This window comes from Nakamurella sp. UYEF19 (assembly GCF_040546275.1).
Classification (GTDB): Bacteria; Actinomycetota; Actinomycetes; order Mycobacteriales; family Nakamurellaceae; genus Nakamurella.
This window is the reverse complement of the sequence record NZ_JBEPNO010000038.1, coordinates 1-15940: the sequence shown is the minus strand read 5'-3', so window position 1 is coordinate 15940 and position 15940 is coordinate 1. Positions and strand designations below refer to the sequence as shown.

Annotated in this window: 15 protein-coding genes, 1 tRNA gene and 1 pseudogene; 7 read left to right on the top strand and 10 right to left on the bottom strand. The window is 66.8% G+C overall.

All coding sequences use genetic code 11. The annotated features are described in order from the left end of the window. Positions 1-10 precede the first annotated feature (10 nt). Positions 11-871 carry a hypothetical protein gene (locus ABIB25_RS27540; RefSeq protein WP_354531716.1) on the top strand — a complete coding sequence of 287 codons (861 nt, stop codon included), beginning with the start codon at positions 11-13 and terminating at the stop codon, positions 869-871. Between the two features lie 32 nt (positions 872-903). Here ABIB25_RS27540 and ABIB25_RS27535 read toward each other — a convergent pair whose 3' ends face one another. From ABIB25_RS27535 to ABIB25_RS27525, 3 genes are read right to left on the bottom strand one after another with little or no spacing between them, the layout of a single operon-like run. Next, positions 904-1548 (bottom strand): LutC/YkgG family protein, encoded by a 645-nt coding sequence (locus tag ABIB25_RS27535; RefSeq protein WP_354531715.1) that lies wholly within the window; start codon positions 1546-1548, stop codon positions 904-906. Further along, positions 1545-3158, bottom strand: a complete 1614-nt coding sequence (locus tag ABIB25_RS27530) for a LutB/LldF family L-lactate oxidation iron-sulfur protein (protein ID WP_354531714.1) — start codon at positions 3156-3158, stop codon at positions 1545-1547. The genes ABIB25_RS27535 and ABIB25_RS27530 overlap by 4 nt, the downstream gene beginning before the upstream one ends. Continuing rightward, entirely contained in the window at positions 3155-3970 is an 816-nt protein-coding gene (locus ABIB25_RS27525; protein WP_354531713.1) for a (Fe-S)-binding protein, read from the bottom strand. Before ABIB25_RS27525 ends, ABIB25_RS27530 begins: the two co-directional genes overlap by 4 nt. Positions 3971-4089: 119 nt before the next feature. On the opposite strand from ABIB25_RS27525, the gene ABIB25_RS27520 reads away from it, so the two are divergent. The 4 genes from ABIB25_RS27520 to ABIB25_RS27505 all read left to right on the top strand — a co-directional run bounded on the left by ABIB25_RS27520 (position 4090) and on the right by ABIB25_RS27505 (position 7872). After that, a complete protein-coding gene (locus ABIB25_RS27520) occupies positions 4090-4863 on the top strand; it encodes a FadR/GntR family transcriptional regulator (RefSeq protein ID WP_354531712.1) in 774 nt (257 codons plus the stop codon). Then, positions 4860-5828 (top strand): Ppx/GppA phosphatase family protein, encoded by a 969-nt coding sequence (locus ABIB25_RS27515; protein ID WP_354531711.1) that lies wholly within the window; start codon positions 4860-4862, stop codon positions 5826-5828. The genes ABIB25_RS27520 and ABIB25_RS27515 overlap by 4 nt, the downstream gene beginning before the upstream one ends. Positions 5829-6330: 502 nt before the next feature. After that, positions 6331-7626, top strand: coding sequence for a transglycosylase family protein (locus tag ABIB25_RS29275; RefSeq protein WP_502919915.1), 1296 nt, complete (start codon positions 6331-6333; stop codon positions 7624-7626). 172 nt (positions 7627-7798) lie between these two features. Further along, positions 7799-7872: transfer RNA gene (locus ABIB25_RS27505), tRNA-Leu, on the top strand. A 136-nt stretch (positions 7873-8008) separates the two neighbouring features. Here the strand turns inward: ABIB25_RS27505 and ABIB25_RS27500 are convergent. Beyond that, positions 8009-8161 (bottom strand): annotated as a pseudogene (locus ABIB25_RS27500) (DUF4333 domain-containing protein); the annotation flags it as partial. Positions 8162-9063: 902 nt separating this feature from the next. Further along, complete coding sequence (locus ABIB25_RS27495) at positions 9064-10035, bottom strand: hypothetical protein (RefSeq protein ID WP_354531710.1); 972 nt, start codon at positions 10033-10035, stop codon at positions 9064-9066. A gap of 638 nt (positions 10036-10673) precedes the next feature. Between ABIB25_RS27495 and ABIB25_RS27490 the strand changes: the two genes are divergently transcribed. Continuing rightward, positions 10674-11480 (top strand): class I SAM-dependent methyltransferase, encoded by an 807-nt coding sequence (locus tag ABIB25_RS27490; RefSeq protein WP_354531730.1) that lies wholly within the window; start codon positions 10674-10676, stop codon positions 11478-11480. Between the two features lie 439 nt (positions 11481-11919). Here ABIB25_RS27490 and ABIB25_RS27485 read toward each other — a convergent pair whose 3' ends face one another. The 4 genes from ABIB25_RS27485 to ABIB25_RS27470 form a co-directional block, all read right to left on the bottom strand. Continuing rightward, positions 11920-12201 (bottom strand): nitrilase-related carbon-nitrogen hydrolase, encoded by a 282-nt coding sequence (locus ABIB25_RS27485; RefSeq protein WP_354531709.1) that lies wholly within the window; start codon positions 12199-12201, stop codon positions 11920-11922. A 204-nt stretch (positions 12202-12405) separates the two neighbouring features. Then, positions 12406-12906 (bottom strand): GNAT family N-acetyltransferase, encoded by a 501-nt coding sequence (locus ABIB25_RS27480; RefSeq protein WP_354531708.1) that lies wholly within the window; start codon positions 12904-12906, stop codon positions 12406-12408. 81 nt (positions 12907-12987) lie between these two features. Then, positions 12988-13662, bottom strand: a complete 675-nt coding sequence (locus tag ABIB25_RS27475) for a phosphotransferase (RefSeq protein WP_354531707.1) — start codon at positions 13660-13662, stop codon at positions 12988-12990. 250 nt (positions 13663-13912) lie between these two features. After that, positions 13913-14848, bottom strand: a complete 936-nt coding sequence (locus ABIB25_RS27470; protein ID WP_354531706.1) for a DUF2332 domain-containing protein — start codon at positions 14846-14848, stop codon at positions 13913-13915. Between the two features lie 143 nt (positions 14849-14991). On the opposite strand from ABIB25_RS27470, the gene ABIB25_RS27465 reads away from it, so the two are divergent. Beyond that, the gene (locus ABIB25_RS27465) at positions 14992-15453 is read left to right on the top strand and encodes a P-loop nucleotide/nucleoside kinase family protein (protein WP_354531705.1); all 462 of its coding nucleotides are present in this window, start codon (positions 14992-14994) and stop codon (positions 15451-15453) included. A gap of 67 nt (positions 15454-15520) precedes the next feature. On the opposite strand, the gene ABIB25_RS27460 is transcribed toward ABIB25_RS27465, so the two are convergent. Then, positions 15521-15940, bottom strand: a 420-nt coding sequence (locus ABIB25_RS27460; protein WP_354531704.1) for a transposase, incomplete at its 5' end; no start/stop codon positions are given.

Sequence of the window (15940 nt, the reverse complement as noted above, 5' to 3'; positions counted from 1 at the left end):
CGACCGGCCGGTGATACTTGGGCTGATCTGCGCGATCGTCGCCTCGCTCTGCTACGGCAGCGCCTCGGTGCTGCAGGCCAAGGGCGCCATGGCGACGGCCACCTCGGACAACCTCGACCCGCGGCTGCTGGTGCGCCTGCTGGGTCAACTGCCGTACCTGATCGGGCTCGGTCTGGATCTGCTGGGCTTCGTCATCTCGGTGGTGGCGCTGCAGCTGGGTCAGCCACTGTTCGTGGTGCAGGCCATCGTGGCCGGGAACGTCGGTGTGACAGCGGGTCTCGTCGCGGCCATGGGGACCAGGCTGAAGCGCACGGAGTGGTCGGCCATCGGGGCGCTCGGGGTCGGGCTGGTGCTGCTGGCGGTATCGGCCGGCCCGGAGAAGGCCGTCGTCCTGGCCACCGGCTGGTACTGGCTGATGCTCGCGGCGGCGATTCCGGTCGGCATCCTGGGCGCCATCGGGCTGCGTCTTCGCGGCTCCGGTGCCGCAGTCGTGCTCGGATCCGCGGCGGGGCTCGGTTTCGCCATCACCGCCATCGCAGCCCGCACGCTCGTCATCCCGCACCCGTGGTGGCATCTGATCCTGCTCCCGGCCACCTGGGCGATCGCCGCCGGCGGTGGTCTGGCCATGCTGGTGTTCGGCCTTGCGCTGCAACGGGTTCCGGTGACGACGGTGATGGCCTTCATCGTCATCGTGGAGACCATCGTGCCGTCCGTCATCGGTCTGGCGTTCCTGGGCGACACCATCCGCTCCGGGTTCGTGCTGGTGGCGACCTCCGGTCTGGTGCTGGCGCTGTTGGGCGCCGCGCTGCTCGCCCGCTTCGGCGAAGTCGACTTCGCGCCGGCGGAGGAAGAGGGTGCCGGCGCGAAGTAGTGCCCTTCTCTCGCCGGATCGGAGCGGGTCGTTCAGCGGACGATGACGACGCGCAGGGTGCGGGGGCCGTGCACGCCCTCGACCCGGGACAGCTCGATGTCGCTGGTGGCCGACGGCCCGGAAATCATCGTGAGAGGGGCGGTCGGGGTGAGGAGCGCGAGACCGTCCGGCACCGTCTCGACGATCCGGTCCACCGGCAGTACCACCACCAGCAGGTCCGGGACGAGGCTGATGGCGCGGCGGCCCTCGTCCGGCCGGCCGCTGAGCACGATGGTGCCGGTGACGGCGATGGCGACGGTCGAACCGACGACCACCGCGTCGACGGCGTCGAGCTCGGTGGCGGAGAGCGTGGCCGGGTCGGTGTCGACCACCACCGTCCGGCCGCCGGTGTGGCAACCGCTGCGGACGTCTTCCGCCACGCCTGGCGGCACCACCACCGAGGAGGCCGACCCGAGCGCGATGTCGACAGCCGCAGCCAGCCCGGCTCGTTCGACCACCGTGACCTCTGCCTTGTAGTCCAGCAGCCGGTCGATCACCAGTTCCACCACGTGGTCGGAACCGGCGGCGTGCTCACCGCTGCGGTGATACTCCCGAGGTACCGGGGGCGGCGGCTCGGACGGTGCGCCCTTGGCCACCGCGGTCCGAATTCGTCTCAACATCGTGTCGCGGCTGCTCATCGGTCGGTCCCTTCCGCTGGGCCGTCTGTCCCAGCTGCGGCTCCTGCGGCTCCTGGTGTTGCAGCGGCTCCTGCGGCTGCAGCGTCGGCCGCGGCATCGGCCGCGGTGCTGGTCCCTGTCGGGCGCGGACCGTCGCCGTGTTCCGCCCGCCACCACTCACGGAAGGTGCGCTGAGGTGGAGCCGGGAGATCCCGGCTGGTCGACCAACCGGAGAGCGGGAAGGGCAACGAGCTGATCCGCCCCTTGCGCCCGGCCAGTACCCGGCCGGCCTTGCTCATGGTTTCCGCTGCGGCGAAACGTTTCTCGTTCGACATCACCCAGGACGCCGCTTTCATCGCCGCGGCCCAACCCCCTGGCAGACCGTGACCGCGATCGGCGTCGACTGCGCGGGATCGCAGTTCCACCAGCATGGTGGGGATGTCGATCTTCACCGGGCAGGCGTCGAAACAGGCGCCGCAGAGCGTCGAGGCGTACGGCAGGGTCGAGTTGACGTCATCGTGTCCGGACATCCCGGTGAGCTGCGGCGTGAGTACCGCACCGATCGGTCCCGGGTACACCGAGCCGTACGCGTGCCCGCCGGCCCGCTCGTAGACCGGGCAGACGTTCAGGCAGGCCGAGCACCGGATGCAGTGCAGCGCAGTACGTCCCAGCTCGTCGGCGAGGGCATTCGTCCGCCCGTTGTCCAGCAGCACCAGATGGAACTCCTGTGGCCCGTCGCCGGGAGTCACGCCCGTCCAGAGCGAGGTGTACGGGTTCATCCGCTCACCGGTCGACGAGCGGGGGAGCAGCTGCAGGAACACCTCCAGGTCGTCGAACGTCGGGAGCAGCTTCTCGATCCCCATCACGGTGATCAGCGTGTCCGGGAGCGTCAGGCACATCCGGCCGTTGCCCTCGGACTCGACCACGGCCAGCGTCCCGGTCTCGGCGATCCCGAAGTTGGCGCCGGACACCGCAACCCGGGCGGACAGGAACTTCCGCCGGAGATGGGCGCGGGCCGCCATCGCCAGCATCCGCGGCTCGTCGGTGAGATCAGCTGGTGCGTCGGCCATTTCGGCGAGGAAGATCTCGCGGATCTCGGCTCGGCCGCGGTGGATGGCCGGCACCAGGATGTGCGAGGGCTTGTCGTGTCCCAGCTGGACGATCAGCTCGGCGAGATCCGTCTCGATCGCGGCGATCCCGTGTTCCTCGAGGTACTCGTTGAGGCCGATCTCCTGGGTGGCCATGGATTTCACCTTGACCACCTCGTCGGCGCCGGTCGCCTTGATCAGCGCGGTGACGATCCGGTTGGCCTCGAGCGCATCGTTCGCCCAGTGCACCTTGCCGCCCCGCGCGATGACGGCGGCCTCCAGCTGCTCGAGAAGCTCAGGGAGCCTGGCCATCACGTCGGCCTTCACCGCCGATGCGGTGTCCCGCAGCGCTTCCCAGTCGTCCACCTCGGACACCATGGCGGCGCGCTTGGCCCGGATCGTCGCGGTGGCCCGGCCGAGGTTGCGACGGAGCTGCGTGTCCCCGACTGCCCGTTTCGCCGCGACCGGGAACGTCTCGCGTCCGCGGAGCGGGTTCTCCGGCTCGGTCGAACGCCGGATCGGTACACCGAGAAACGTTGTCATGAGCCGACCTTCGTCGTGGTGGGGGCTGAGGCGCCGGCGGACGGGTGGATGGCTCCGACCGGGCGGACCGGGCCGGCAGTTCTGGTGGCCGCCAGGATCTCGGCGAGGTGGACCGTGCGGACGCCGGTGCGCAGTCGGCTCAGCCCACCGCCGATGTGCATCAGGCACGAGGAATCGCCGGCCGAGCACACCTCCGCCCCGGTCGACAGGATGTCGGACATCTTGTCGGCCAGCATCGCGGTGGACACCTCGGGGTTCTTGAGGGCGAAGGTGCCGCCGAACCCGCAGCACTGGTCGGCGCCGGGCAACTCGACCAGATCGATGCCACCGACGTTGCGCAGCAATGCCAGCGGCTTGTCGCCGACCCGCAGCATCCGCAGTGAGTGACACGTCGGGTGGTAGGTCACCCGATGCGGGAAGTACGCGTCGACATCGGTGACGCCCAGGACGTCGACCAACAACTCGGACAGCTCGAAGGTCCTGGCCGCCAACGTCTTCGCCCGTTTCTCCAGCACCTGGTCGTGGGCGCGACGGGCGACCATCGTGTGCTGGTGCCGGATCGAACCGACGCAGGAGCCCGACGGTGCCACGGCGACGTCGAACTCGGCCGTGTCGAACACGTCGACGTGGTGACGGACCACCGGGACCGCCTCGTCCAGGTAGCCGGTGTTGATGTGCATCTGCCCGCAGCAGGTCTGGGCCGCGGGGAAGACGACTTCGTGACCGAGCCGCTCCAGCAGGGTGGTGGTCGCGATCGCGACCCCGGGGAAGAGTGCGTCGGCCAGGCAGGTGGCCACGAGCGCGATACGCATGAAGCGACTCCAGGTTCGGCGGTGGGTGGGGCGGGTGGGTGTGGCGACGGTGCTGTGGTCCGACCACAGTAGAGTACTGAGGTCCGACCACGGACGCCAGACCCGAGGAGAGGAGCCCGATGACCACCCGCAGCTACCAGACCGTGCTGTCACGCATCGAGGCCGACCTCGCGGCCGGGCGTCTGGAGGTCGGCGGTCGTTTGCCGGGTGAGCGCGTCCTGGCCGAGCGATACGGAGTGTCACGTCCGAGCGTGCGCGAGGCGATCAGAGTGCTGGAGGCCATGGGTCTGATCCGAACGGCAGCGGGATCGGGTCCGGAAGCGGGTGCGATCCTCATCGCCGACCCGGCCGCCCCCATCGGCGCGGCGTTGCGGTGGCACCTGACGAGCCGTCATCTGCCGGTGGCCGACATGGTCGGAACCCGCATCCTGATCGAGTCGTGGGCCCTGCGTGAGGCGGCCACCCGGCAGGCGGCGGGCGGCGTGGACCTGGTGCAGGCGAGGGCCCTGCTCGCGGCGATGGATCAGCCGGGACTGACCTCCGTCGACTTCCTGGCCCTGGACACCCGGTTCCACGTCGCCCTGGCGCAGTTGGCGGGCAACGCCGTCATCGCGGCGATCATGTCGGCGATGCGCGGAGGTATCGAGGGTTATGTGACCGCGGCGGTGGCCGGGTTGGCGGACTGGCCGGCGATGGCGGCCAGGCTGCGCGGCGAGCATGCGGGCATGCTGGATGCGGTGGGAGCTGGGCGACCGGACCAGGCCGCAGCTCTGGTGGCCGCCCACATCGACGGGTTCTACCGAGCGACCGGAGTCGGGCAGGTGGACGGAGTCGGACAGGTTGACGGAGTCGGACAGGTGGACGGCCGAGGGGACGGGAGGTCGGCGTCATGACGCAGACCCGTCGGGTCGCCGCGATCGACTGCGGGACCAACTCGATCCGGCTGCTGGTGGCCGACCTGACGCTCGGCGACGGGCCGACCCGTCTCCGGGACGTCCATCGCGAGATGCGGGTGGTCCGGTTGGGGGAGGGCGTTGATGCCACCGGTGTGCTGTCGGGTGCCGCCATCGACCGCACCTGGGCGGCGCTGTCGGACTACACCGCGATCCTGCGGACCGAAGGAGCGGTGCGGGTGCGGATGGCGGCGACCTCGGCTACCCGCGACGCCGCCAATCGCGCCGACTTCGTCGACATGGTGCGGTCCACCCTCGGTCAGGAGCCCGAGGTGATCACCGGCGACGAGGAGGCAGAGCTCTCGTTCCGTGGTGCCGTCGGCGACCTCGACCCGTCGTCCGGACCGTTCCTGGTGGTCGACATCGGTGGGGGATCGACCGAGATGGTGGTCGGTTCCGTCATCGACGGGGCGGTGCGGATTGCCGGCGGGCTCAGTCTGGACATCGGCTGCGTGCGGATCACCGAGCGATTGCTCCGCGGCGATCCACCGTCGGCGGGCGAGCGGGCCGCCGCAACGGCGTGGGCCAAATCGGATCTCGCAGCCGGCCTCGACCGCCTTCCGATCGCCTCGATCCGCCGCGTCGTCCCGGTGTCCGGGACCGCCACCACGGTCGCGGCCGCGGCTCTCCGACTGAATTCCTACGACCCGGACCAGATCCATCTGTCGACGATTCCGTTCCGCCGGGTGCACGAGGTGGCCACCATGCTGCTGGGCGCCAACCGGGCGCACCGGGCCGCGCTGCCGTACATGCATGCCGGGAGGGTGGACGTCATCGGCGGTGGAGCCCTGATCCTCTCGACCCTCGTCTCTCTCGTGGCCGATCGGGTGAAATCGGATTTCGAGCGCCAGATCACCGTGTCCGAACACGACATCCTGGACGGTCTCGCGCTCTCGCTGGGCTGACGCCGGACCAGTCTCCGGGTCGATCGCCCCGGTTGCGTTCCGGGGTCGCGAATCCTGGTGACGCCGGTCACAACGGCGGTCGGCGTCATCCACGTCCCTGCAGGTGAACGCGGTCGACGGTCGTTCAATCGGATTATTTCGCTGCGCTCAGCACATGATGTCCGGGCGGTAATGAGGCGTCCGCGGGTGTCCTCCAATTGTCCGACTTCCAAGATCAAATCTCGGCTGTGAGTGCCTGATAATCACAGACAATGTGAAAGTGGCTCGCAGGTCCGCCAAAAGTTTCTCGGTTCCGGATTGCAACTTTCCTATCTCGTTCAGGTAACGTACCGGGAGCGGTCTGGCCGACCGCGACCTAGCAAGACGCATGACCGGGGGGTCTGACCTGCGAGAGCTGACCTGAGAGAGAGCCAACTTGAAGCACGTGCACGAGCAGTTGCCGTCCGCGACTCGGGCCGCCATACGCGGCAAGATTCGGGCGAGACTTCGACGGAACCGCACCGTGGCCATCACGGTATCCGTCCTTGTCGGTATTGGAGTTCTGTTCGGCACGATCGGGTCCGCGAGCGCGGAGCCCTCAGCCGGCGATTGGCAGAAGTTGCGTAATTGCGAGTCCGGTGGTAACTACGCCATCAATACCGGCAACGGCTATTACGGTGCGTACCAATTTGACCTCGGAACGTGGCGAAGCGTCGGCGGCAGCGGACTGCCCAGCGACGCCAGCCCGGCGACGCAGGACGCCCTCGCCTACAAGCTCTGGCAGCAGCGCGGCTGGAGCCCGTGGGCCTGCGCCAGCATCGTCGGACTGCCTGCCGGTGGATCGGGTGGCCCCGCCCCCGTCCGCGGCGTGACCAGGGCCGCGGCCGCCGAACGGACGACAGGCCACTACGACTCCGTCAAGGTCTCGGGCGATGGAGCCCACCTGACCGTCACCGGCTGGGCTGCCGATCTGAGCGCGTCGAGCCGGACCGTCTCCGTGCGGATCACCGTCGACGGCGTTGCCGGTGTCTACAAGGCAACGGTCGCACGGTCGGACGTCAACCAGGCCAAGAAGATCACCGGGAACCACGGCTTCGTGGTGTCGATCCCAGCCGTCGCCGGTGACCACCGGGTCTGCGTCACGGCCCTGGGCAAGACCGCCGCTCACAATGCCTCCCTGGCCTGTCACACGGCCCGGGTGCCCGGCATGATTCGCGCATCGAACGCGGTCACCCGGTCGTCCCACGGGCGCGTCGTGGTGTCGGGTTGGGCCTACGACAACACCTCGGCCGGTCGCTCGCTGAACATGGTCGTCACGGTCGACAACAAGAAGACCATCAAGGTCGCCGCCACCCGCTCGTCGGGTGATCTGTGGGCCGCACTGAGGGTTCCCGGTCACCACCGCTACGCCACCTCGGTGTGGCTGGGTGTCGGCAAGCACTCGGTGTGCGCATCGGCGATCGGAGTCCGGGGCAACACGAAGTTCCTCGGGTGCTCCACCGTCAACGTGGCATCCCCTCGCGGGTACATCCAGACTGCCAGCGGCTCGGCCGGCAAGGTCAAGGTCTCGGGCTGGGGCTTCGACCCGAACCAGTCGTCCACGTCCGTCCGGATGCAGGTCGTCGTGAACGGCACCGTTCACACCATCGCGGCCAACCAGTCGCGGTCGGACGTCGATCGTGCTTTCGGCATCACCGGGAAGCACGGCTACTCAGCCACCTTCGCGGCGCGCAAGGGATTCAACCGGGTCTGCGTCTACACGATGGGGACGTTGGGCATCGCCAAGTCGGTGGCGGGCTGCCGCAACGTCACCGCCTAGAGCTGGTGGTCCGCCCCGAGCCGTCGGGGGTCGGGGCGGGTCACCGATTTGGTACGGCTTGGAGTGGATTGTTCGAGTGGATCATCGGCAGCCGAGAGGCTGCCGATGGTCCACTCTTGCGTTTCCGGTGCGGTGCAGCGGCCCCGGCATGCTTGACTCACCTCAGGCGGCGGCCCCCGTAGCCCAATCGGCAGAGGCGACCGACTTAAAATCGGTACAGTGCGGGTTCGAGTCCCGCCGGGGGCACTGAGCTGAGTGGCCGCGACTGGTCAACGTCAACGGTCTCGACCTGGCCGACCTGCCGGCCTCCACCTTCGAAGCCGGGTGCCGGATCGGCGAGGCCCTCGTACTCCACTGGTCGGACCTCACCCCTGACTGACGACTAGTTCGGAACACCGACCTCGTACTTGCCCTTGTCATCCTTCACCGTGATCGTGATCGACTTGTTGACGCCAGCGATCGTGGCGGTACACGTGAACGTGGTCCCTTCCTTGACCGGCTCGTCCGGGGGGCAGACCACCTTCGTCACCCCTGAAGTGCCGTAGCCGGCGGGGAGGGGCGTCGGTGAGGATCTTGGTGACCCCCGCCGCTACCTGCGTGGCATCGAATGTGTCGCCAGCCGAAGATATCGGCAGGTCGGCGACCAGGCTGTTGTAGTCATCGAGGCTGGCGACCTTCAGAACGATCGGGGGGACAGTGCCGTCCGGGCCTCCAGAGTTCAAGGTGACCTCCTCACCGGCCACGGAGCCCGACAGGAGTGCACCACCAGTACCGCTGGTGAGGGTGAGAGCGAAGGCCTGGTTCGTCATCGATCCCGTGAAGGAACGTTCTGTCGTCTTCACGACGCCTTCTTGTCTCACAGCCACTCTGATCGAGCCGACCACACGGTTGCCCTGCTTGACCCACTGCAGGAAGACAACCAGTCGGTCAGTGCCACCAGCCCAGCTACCCGAGCCGTCTGCCACGCCGGGGAGAGTCGCCGAACCACCCACGGTGGCGGAACAAGCCATCACCAAGGCCAATATCAACGGGGCCAGTACAAGAGCCTTGACCCCCTGACGAAACCTGCTCGGCGGGGTGCTTCGCGCAAAAAATTCCCGGAACATGGCCTTCACCCTAGCTTTGGAAACCCAGGCATGTCATGCGTTCCCCCAGCGTCGTCGGTGAACTCCGGTTGTCGGTGCCCGGTCCGGCACCGCAGGCACTTGCACGACGGAGGTCGAGCGCCGCGATGAGGTGCGTTGTGAAGCGGCGCATGGCATATCCGGGAGACCCACAGGTAGAGGCCTCGATAACGGCCGACACAACAATTTGGTGAATGGGGGCCAAGTGGCGCAGTTTTTGAAGATAGGTGAATAGGCGAGATCGGGATGGTCAAATCCGGCCGGACGGCGCGGCTTCGGGCCCCGCCCGCCAAAACAGATGTCGGGCCGCCGATCAGTACGACTCGGGGATTGACGGGTCGTATCGGACAGAGTTGATGATGGTGGCCAGCTCCACCGGGGTCAGCTTGAGGGAGTCATCGCTATTGACGACGACGGAAAATCCATTGGCGGGTAGCGCGTAGGCCTGGTGACCTCCGGTGTGGACGGTCAGTTTGCCGGTCTGGACGTCGGGCCCTCCGTTGATCATCAATTCTATTCGGTCGACCTCGTTGTTGCGGCTGAGGAAGACCCCGACGCACGGCTCGCCGACCAGTTCGAACTTGGCACTCGAGAAGTGGGCGGGGCACCAGGTCATCCCGTACTGGCCGGGGCTACTGGTGGTGAACTCGGTAGATAGCCCAGGCATCATCACCCCGACGGCCAGGTGTCGGGCGAGGGTGACGTCGTATTCTGCGAATGTCCGGGCGAACGCGAGCAGGGTCGGCTCGTCGGCGTATGCCTTCCAGACGTGGACGAACCGTCCATCGTGAAGGGGCCAGCTGATCCAGCGGTTGGCCTGCACCCCCACGGTCGTGGACGGCGACCTGGCGGCGGTCGACTCGACCGCGTCGTGGTTGGCGATCGAGACCTTCGTTTGTCGAAGCGTAGAGGGATCGATGTTGTGCGAATCCAGGTCCGCTCCGTCGGTGACGGTGTAGCCGGACTGTGCAGTCTGGCCTTGAAGACCGGCGGTGGGGGCACCGGAAGTTTGCGGGACGGCAGGTCCACCCCACGCGACGTCGAGTTCATCGGGTCCGCTCTGCCAGGTCAGACGGTCCGTCGACGGCTGCGCGGAGCTGGATACCGGTGATACGACCTGCTGGGTGGCGGTGGCCGTCAACCGCGATCCGGCCGGCACGGTCGTCGGAGGGACGGTGTCCCACACGGGGCCAGAAGCCGAAGGTGGCCTGTCACCGTCGCCGACGCCGCTCATCAGAAGCGCCGTCACGGCCAGCACGACGACCACCAGGCCCGTGACGGCCACGATCGAATATCTTGGTCGCCGCGCCCTGCGGCCGGTCCGCCCCGTCATGCCGACACGGCCGTGGTGCGCGAGACAGCGATCAAGGGGGCCGAGGAACCCTGATTCGCCGAGAAATTCGCCGATGGCGTGGGGATCAACACACATACCCTCCTGCGCTCGACTGAACCGAACAGTAGACGTCGGTGCGCACGCCAGAGGTTGCATGGCACGGTCTGATCGATCGACACCTCGATTCCCGGCGGGCGCGTTCCAGCCAACCTTGACCGCTCAGGACAGGGAGCAGCGACGAAGCTCCGTCTCGAACAGGGTCCCGATCGCCGCCGGCGTCTGGAAGATCTCCAAGAAATCGCTGCCGCCCGCTTCGATCCGACACACCGACACGGACGGATTTCTCGCTCAGCCGATCGGCCAGAACAAGACCGGCGGACCTGGCCCCAAGGATGGCGTAGTCGCAGACGGAATTGCTGGGCGTGGGTGAGGAGGCGTGGGTGAGGAGTCTTCCGCGACTCAGATCTGTGCGTGGGCGACGAGTACGGGCTCAGACATGCGGACATCGTTGCGCTCGTCGGTACGGATCGGCGTGGTCACTGTCGTGGGCCTGAGCCAGCAGCGGCAATCGGCTCGCCGCTCGGCCGCAGATCGGGAATCATCCGCGTAGGCACCAAGCCGGAATCGATGCTGCGATCCAGACCTACTACGGGGAAGTCTTCGACGAGGATGCCCGACTGACCACGCGCTCAGCGCAGGGCCGTCTGGAGTTTGAACGGACCCAGGAGATCGTCCGCACCGCAACACCTGCGCCCGCCCGTCTCCTCGATGTCGGCGGCGGAACCGGCGTCCATGCGGCGGCGCTGGCACGGGCCGGCTACGAGGTCACGTTGATCGACCCGGTCGCGAGTCAGGTGAAGACGGCCGAGAAATACGGGACGTTCGAAACATTGGTGGGTGACGCCCGCACTCTCGATTTCCCTGACGATTCGTTCGATGCCGTGCTGCTGGCCGGCCCGCTCTACCACTTGGTGGGCCGCACCGATCGGATCCGCGCGCTGTCGGAAGCCCGCAGGGTGTGTCGTCCCGGCGGGTTCGTCCACGCCGCAGCGATCCCGAGGTTCTCCGCGATCGCAGTGGCGATCCTGCCCTGGAAGGCGCTGAACCCGGCACCGGACGCGGTGCTCGATCTGATCCGACGGGGCGACCCCGCCGCCGGCAGATTTCCCGCCGGGCACTTCCACACGTCTGAGGAACTCCATGAAGAGCTCGTCGCGGCGGAGTTGAGCAACGTGAGCGTCGTCGGTCTCGAAGGGCCCGCAGGGCTGGCGCTGGAGACGGTCACCAAAGTGTCCGAGGAAGACTTCCAGGCAGCGAAACGTCTGGCGGTCCTGTTCCAGGACAGCTCGCAGATCCGTGACCTCAGCTGTCATGTCCTGGGCACAGGGCAGGTCTGAGGATCAGAGCTGCAGGACGCCGGCAGCAGGGGATCGTCGAGGACCCGGAGCGGATCCACCCGCGGCCACCCGAGCTCAGCTGGGTACGGAGCGCTCGATCGTGCACCGCAGGTGCAGCGCACCGGCACCCTGCACCGAGCGGACCAGGCGCAGCGGAGTCAGTGTGGCCGGACAGTTCCTGGAATCGAACCGCGGCGACAAGTTCATCCGCCGCCCTCATCGATCTCACCCCGGTCCGCAACCGGCCCGACAACCAGGATCAATATCGCGTCGTTGGGGGATCGATCAACGAGACGTGCGGTCGTCGCTCCGCGGGTCATCGACACGTCGGCTCGCGTAGATCTGGCCAGCCCGGGCCTGGGCGCGCCACGGACGAGCGAGATCGACCGCCACGTGGAAAGCCGGTTCTGTGCGGTCGATCTCGGCAATGAGCAGATCGTCACCGGGCTGCACCTGCGCGATCGTGGTGCCGTCGGGCGAGCCGCAACCTTCCGGCCAGTTCGGTGACCTCGTCCAGTTCCGCACCGATCAGGTCCCAGTCGACGTCCTGCCACGAGTGGATCTGTTCCCGTGCGTACCCGGACAGTGCGCCCTCGGGAAACTGGATCAACCTGGCACCCCGCCCGGCGGCACGATCCATCGCCGACCGAATCGCCGAGCCGTTCTCCCGAGGATCGGCGGTGATCGGCGTCTGAGCAACAGCAATCACGAAGGGAGGCACAGCCAGGCAGCATGCCACCAGCGGCTGAGCAGCGACACCGAGCGTTGGCGCTGTCAACCGTTCCCGATCGCGGATGGTCCTCCGGGCATGCAGAGGGCTGGCCCATCAGTACGCGCCGCCCACTCCACAAAGCCTGCAGGATCACATATGCGGCGTACGCCACGTCGCCGCGTGAGCCTGCGCAGAGCGGCAGGCCTTTAGAGATCATGACGCCATTTCGCAGATCATGGTGTCCGAATCCCGGCCCGACTCGACGACCCGCCAGCCCTCGGACAAGTACAGCCTGACCGCCGGGTTGGCCCGCTCGACGCTGAGGCTGATCATCTGCAGCCCGCGACTTCGAGCCTGGTCCACCTGGGCTCGCATGAGTGCACGGCCCACACCCTGCCCGCGCCACTGATCCAAGACGCCAATGCTCAACTCGGGCACGTCCGCGTCGACGTAGCCGTAACCCCGGTCGTCTGGTGAAAATTGGCGGATCCAGACGGCACCGATCGGTGACTTGGTTCGGTCGGTAGCGATCACACCGGTGTCGCCTGAGCGCGGCCAGCCTGCGACGTAGTGGTGCAGGTCCGGCTCGCTTCTGAGCTGGTCAAGGCTCAGCTGCCGCTCGGACAACCAATTGGCAGCCGCCAACGCCATTAGCTCGATGAAGGCTGCATCCTGCTCCGTGGCATCGCGCAGATCGAAATACGCTCCGGCCATGTCCGCATCCTCCCTTTGATGTTGCACCGCAACCATTCTCGATGGTGGCCCCGCGTCTGAAAACCCGGCCGGCGGATCGGGTTATCGGATCGTCTGGATCAACAGATCGCGGTTTTGGACGATCCAGCCCGCTGAGCGCGCGCGCCAGCTGATGGCCCACAGATGGTCCGAGGTGATGTCATCCGGTGCCACCGTGCGCGCCTGATCGGCAGCGTCGGTGATCGACAAATCAATCATGAGATCAACGATGCGGGTGCGTTGCGCGCGGGGCAGTTCGTAGCCATCAAGGATGAGGGCCATGTGAGCTCCTCGGTTCCTGGGATCTGGAAGACCCTGGATCTCGGCGATCCGCTCATCGTGGAGTTGCGCGTTGAGCCAACAGGTCTGCGCCAACTCAACCATCGGATCCACCGGTCCGGCCGTCTCCCAGTCGATGAAGGTGACCGAGGCATTGTCGTTGGCCACCAGAATGTTCCAAGGACCCATGTCGCAGTGGCCGATGACCCGATCCAGCCCCCCGAGAGTCCGCCCGAACCAGTGCTGCCAGCCACCCGAGCCTTCGTCGAAGTCTCTCGTTGCGTGGTGGAGGTCCCGAAGCATGCGACTTATCACCGGCAGGATGGGCTCCGGCCACGCCCGCGGGTGGGCGCTCCAACCCTGGACGTAGGACACGGTCTCGCGGTTTTGCTCATCGAAGCCGCTTCCCACCACGCGGGGAGCAGCGTCGAACCCCACGGCCTCCAAATGGCGCAGCAATCGGATGACGGTCGCCGACCAAGGGCCCGACGCGCGATGGACGACTCCGCCGCGACGACTCACCGCGGTGCGCCCACCGCCCTCGAGGTACCTCTTCACCACTCACACAGCCATCATGAGCACGGCCGCAGGGGACCCGCAAACGTATATCTCGGGAGACTAGCGGCGAACGAGGTTGTCTTGTTATCCGGCCGACCCGCGAGGTGGTCCTCACCAGACCGCCTCGACCTGCGAGAAGAGCAGCACCTGGCTACTGCGCCAGCCAGGACAAGGTCTGACCGTGGGGTGCTGTCAGGGCTACGGGCTGCTGGTTGTGGCTCAGCACGAACCGCCCGTCAATTCGGTCGGTCACGTCGGTACCGCTGATGACGCCGACGCCTTCATTGGAGAACCACTGGACCCCGGCCGAATGGTGAAGTTCGGTCATCGTGTCGGTGAATCGGCCGCGGTCGTCGGGGTTGAGGTAGGCCAGCACCGCCGAGTGGAAGACCACGACCGTGCAGCCCGCCGGGGCGGCGTCGATCAGGGTGGGGAGCCCGTCGATGGCGTCGGCGGTGTCGATGCGTGGCGGGTCTGCGGCGACGATTTCCAGCGCTGCCGCCAGTCGGTGGAGGCGTTCTGCATGTTCGAGCCAGACCAGCGCTCGGAGCCACTCGCGGTCGGTCTCGGAATCCGCATGCATCGGGTTGAGATCCAGGCCGGCGCGCCACCGGACTTCGGGCAGCCGATCCGGCAGCGGTACCGGACCGTCGACCTCGCACACCAATTCGACGGGACCACCTCCAAGGCAATGAGTCTCACTGTGTGCAGATCGGTAGCGGTACCGGTAGCGATCGGGGAACAAGCACAGACCGGCGCTGGCGCCGACTTCGATGAGGGCCAGCGGTCCCTGGAGTCGGGACAGCGATGGCAGCAGGGACGCGCACCGCCCGGGTTCGTTGGTCTGCGTGCTGTGACTGGACATCGATGCCGCGACCTCGGTCCAGTTCGCACCGACGAACTCCAGGAAGTCCGAGGGATCGTGGATCGGTCCGTTTGTCAGCCGAACGACACCGAGCAGCAGGTTCGGCTGCCACTTGCCGGGAGGGAGATCGGCGACCAAGTCACAGATGTCGGGGCTGGCGGCGACGGCGCGACACAATGCCTCGTAGATCGGAGAAACGCCGCGCAGCTCTCGATCGGCCATTCCCCCGATAGAGCTCGGACACCCGGACTGCACGGTCGATAGGCACCAGCGCACCCTACCGACCGACCTCCTCCGGCCGTGCAGTGTCGACCGGCCGCAGCGCAGGTCCGGAAAAGAGCGCAGGTCCGGAATAGAATGTGTCCGTGACACGTGTCGTCTTCATGTGCGGGCCTGCGGGGTCGGGCAAATCGACCTATGCGCGAACGCTTGAAAACGAAGGGTGGATCAGGCTCTCGTTCGACGAAGAAGCCTGGCGCCGGGGAATTCGCGCGCAGCCGTTATCCGACGACATCCAGCAGGAGATCGAGCGAGACCTTCGTGCTCGACTCATCGAACTGGTCCGGGGGGGCACAGAGGTGGTCCTGGACTTTTCGTTCTGGTCCCGCGCGATGCGCGATGAATATCGCGGCCTGCTCCGGCCCTGGGGCATAGTGCCGGAGACGATGTATCTCAACACACCCCGCCCGGTTGCTCTCGAACGTGTCCGCGGGCGAACAGGTGCGCATGCTGGTGACGTCAGTCTTCCGGAGGGTGTTGCCGCGAAGTATTTCGACCACTTCGAACCACCCACCGTCGAGGAAGGGCCGCTGACAGTCATCGGGTAGCCGGTTCGACGAGGTCGACCCTGAATTGAATTGCTGATCGTTCTCCACGACCGCACACATCGTGGTCCTAGTGTCGCGTGTTTGAAGTCTTCTTACGGTGGGCTTTGGCGAGGATCTGGTCGGCTGTTTTGGTCCAGATGAACGGGTGGCAGTGTTCGTTCCAGCCGTCGATGAACGCACCGATGGCAGCGATGAGGTCTTTGACGGAGGTGAAGGTGCCGCGGCGGATCGCCTGCCGGGTGATGATGCCGAAAAAGATCTCCACCATGTTCAGCCAGGACCCGGAAGTGGGGGTGAAGTGCATGGTGATCCGCGGGTTTCGGGCCAGCCAGGCCTTGACGTTGGGGTGCTTGTGGGTGGCGTAGTTGTCGGCGACGATGTGCAGCTTCACGCGCGGGTAGGTCTTGGCGACCAGTTTGAGGAAGTCCAGGAACTCGGCGTTGGTGTGCCGGTCGTAGCAGGCGTCGGTCACTTTGCCGGTGGCGAC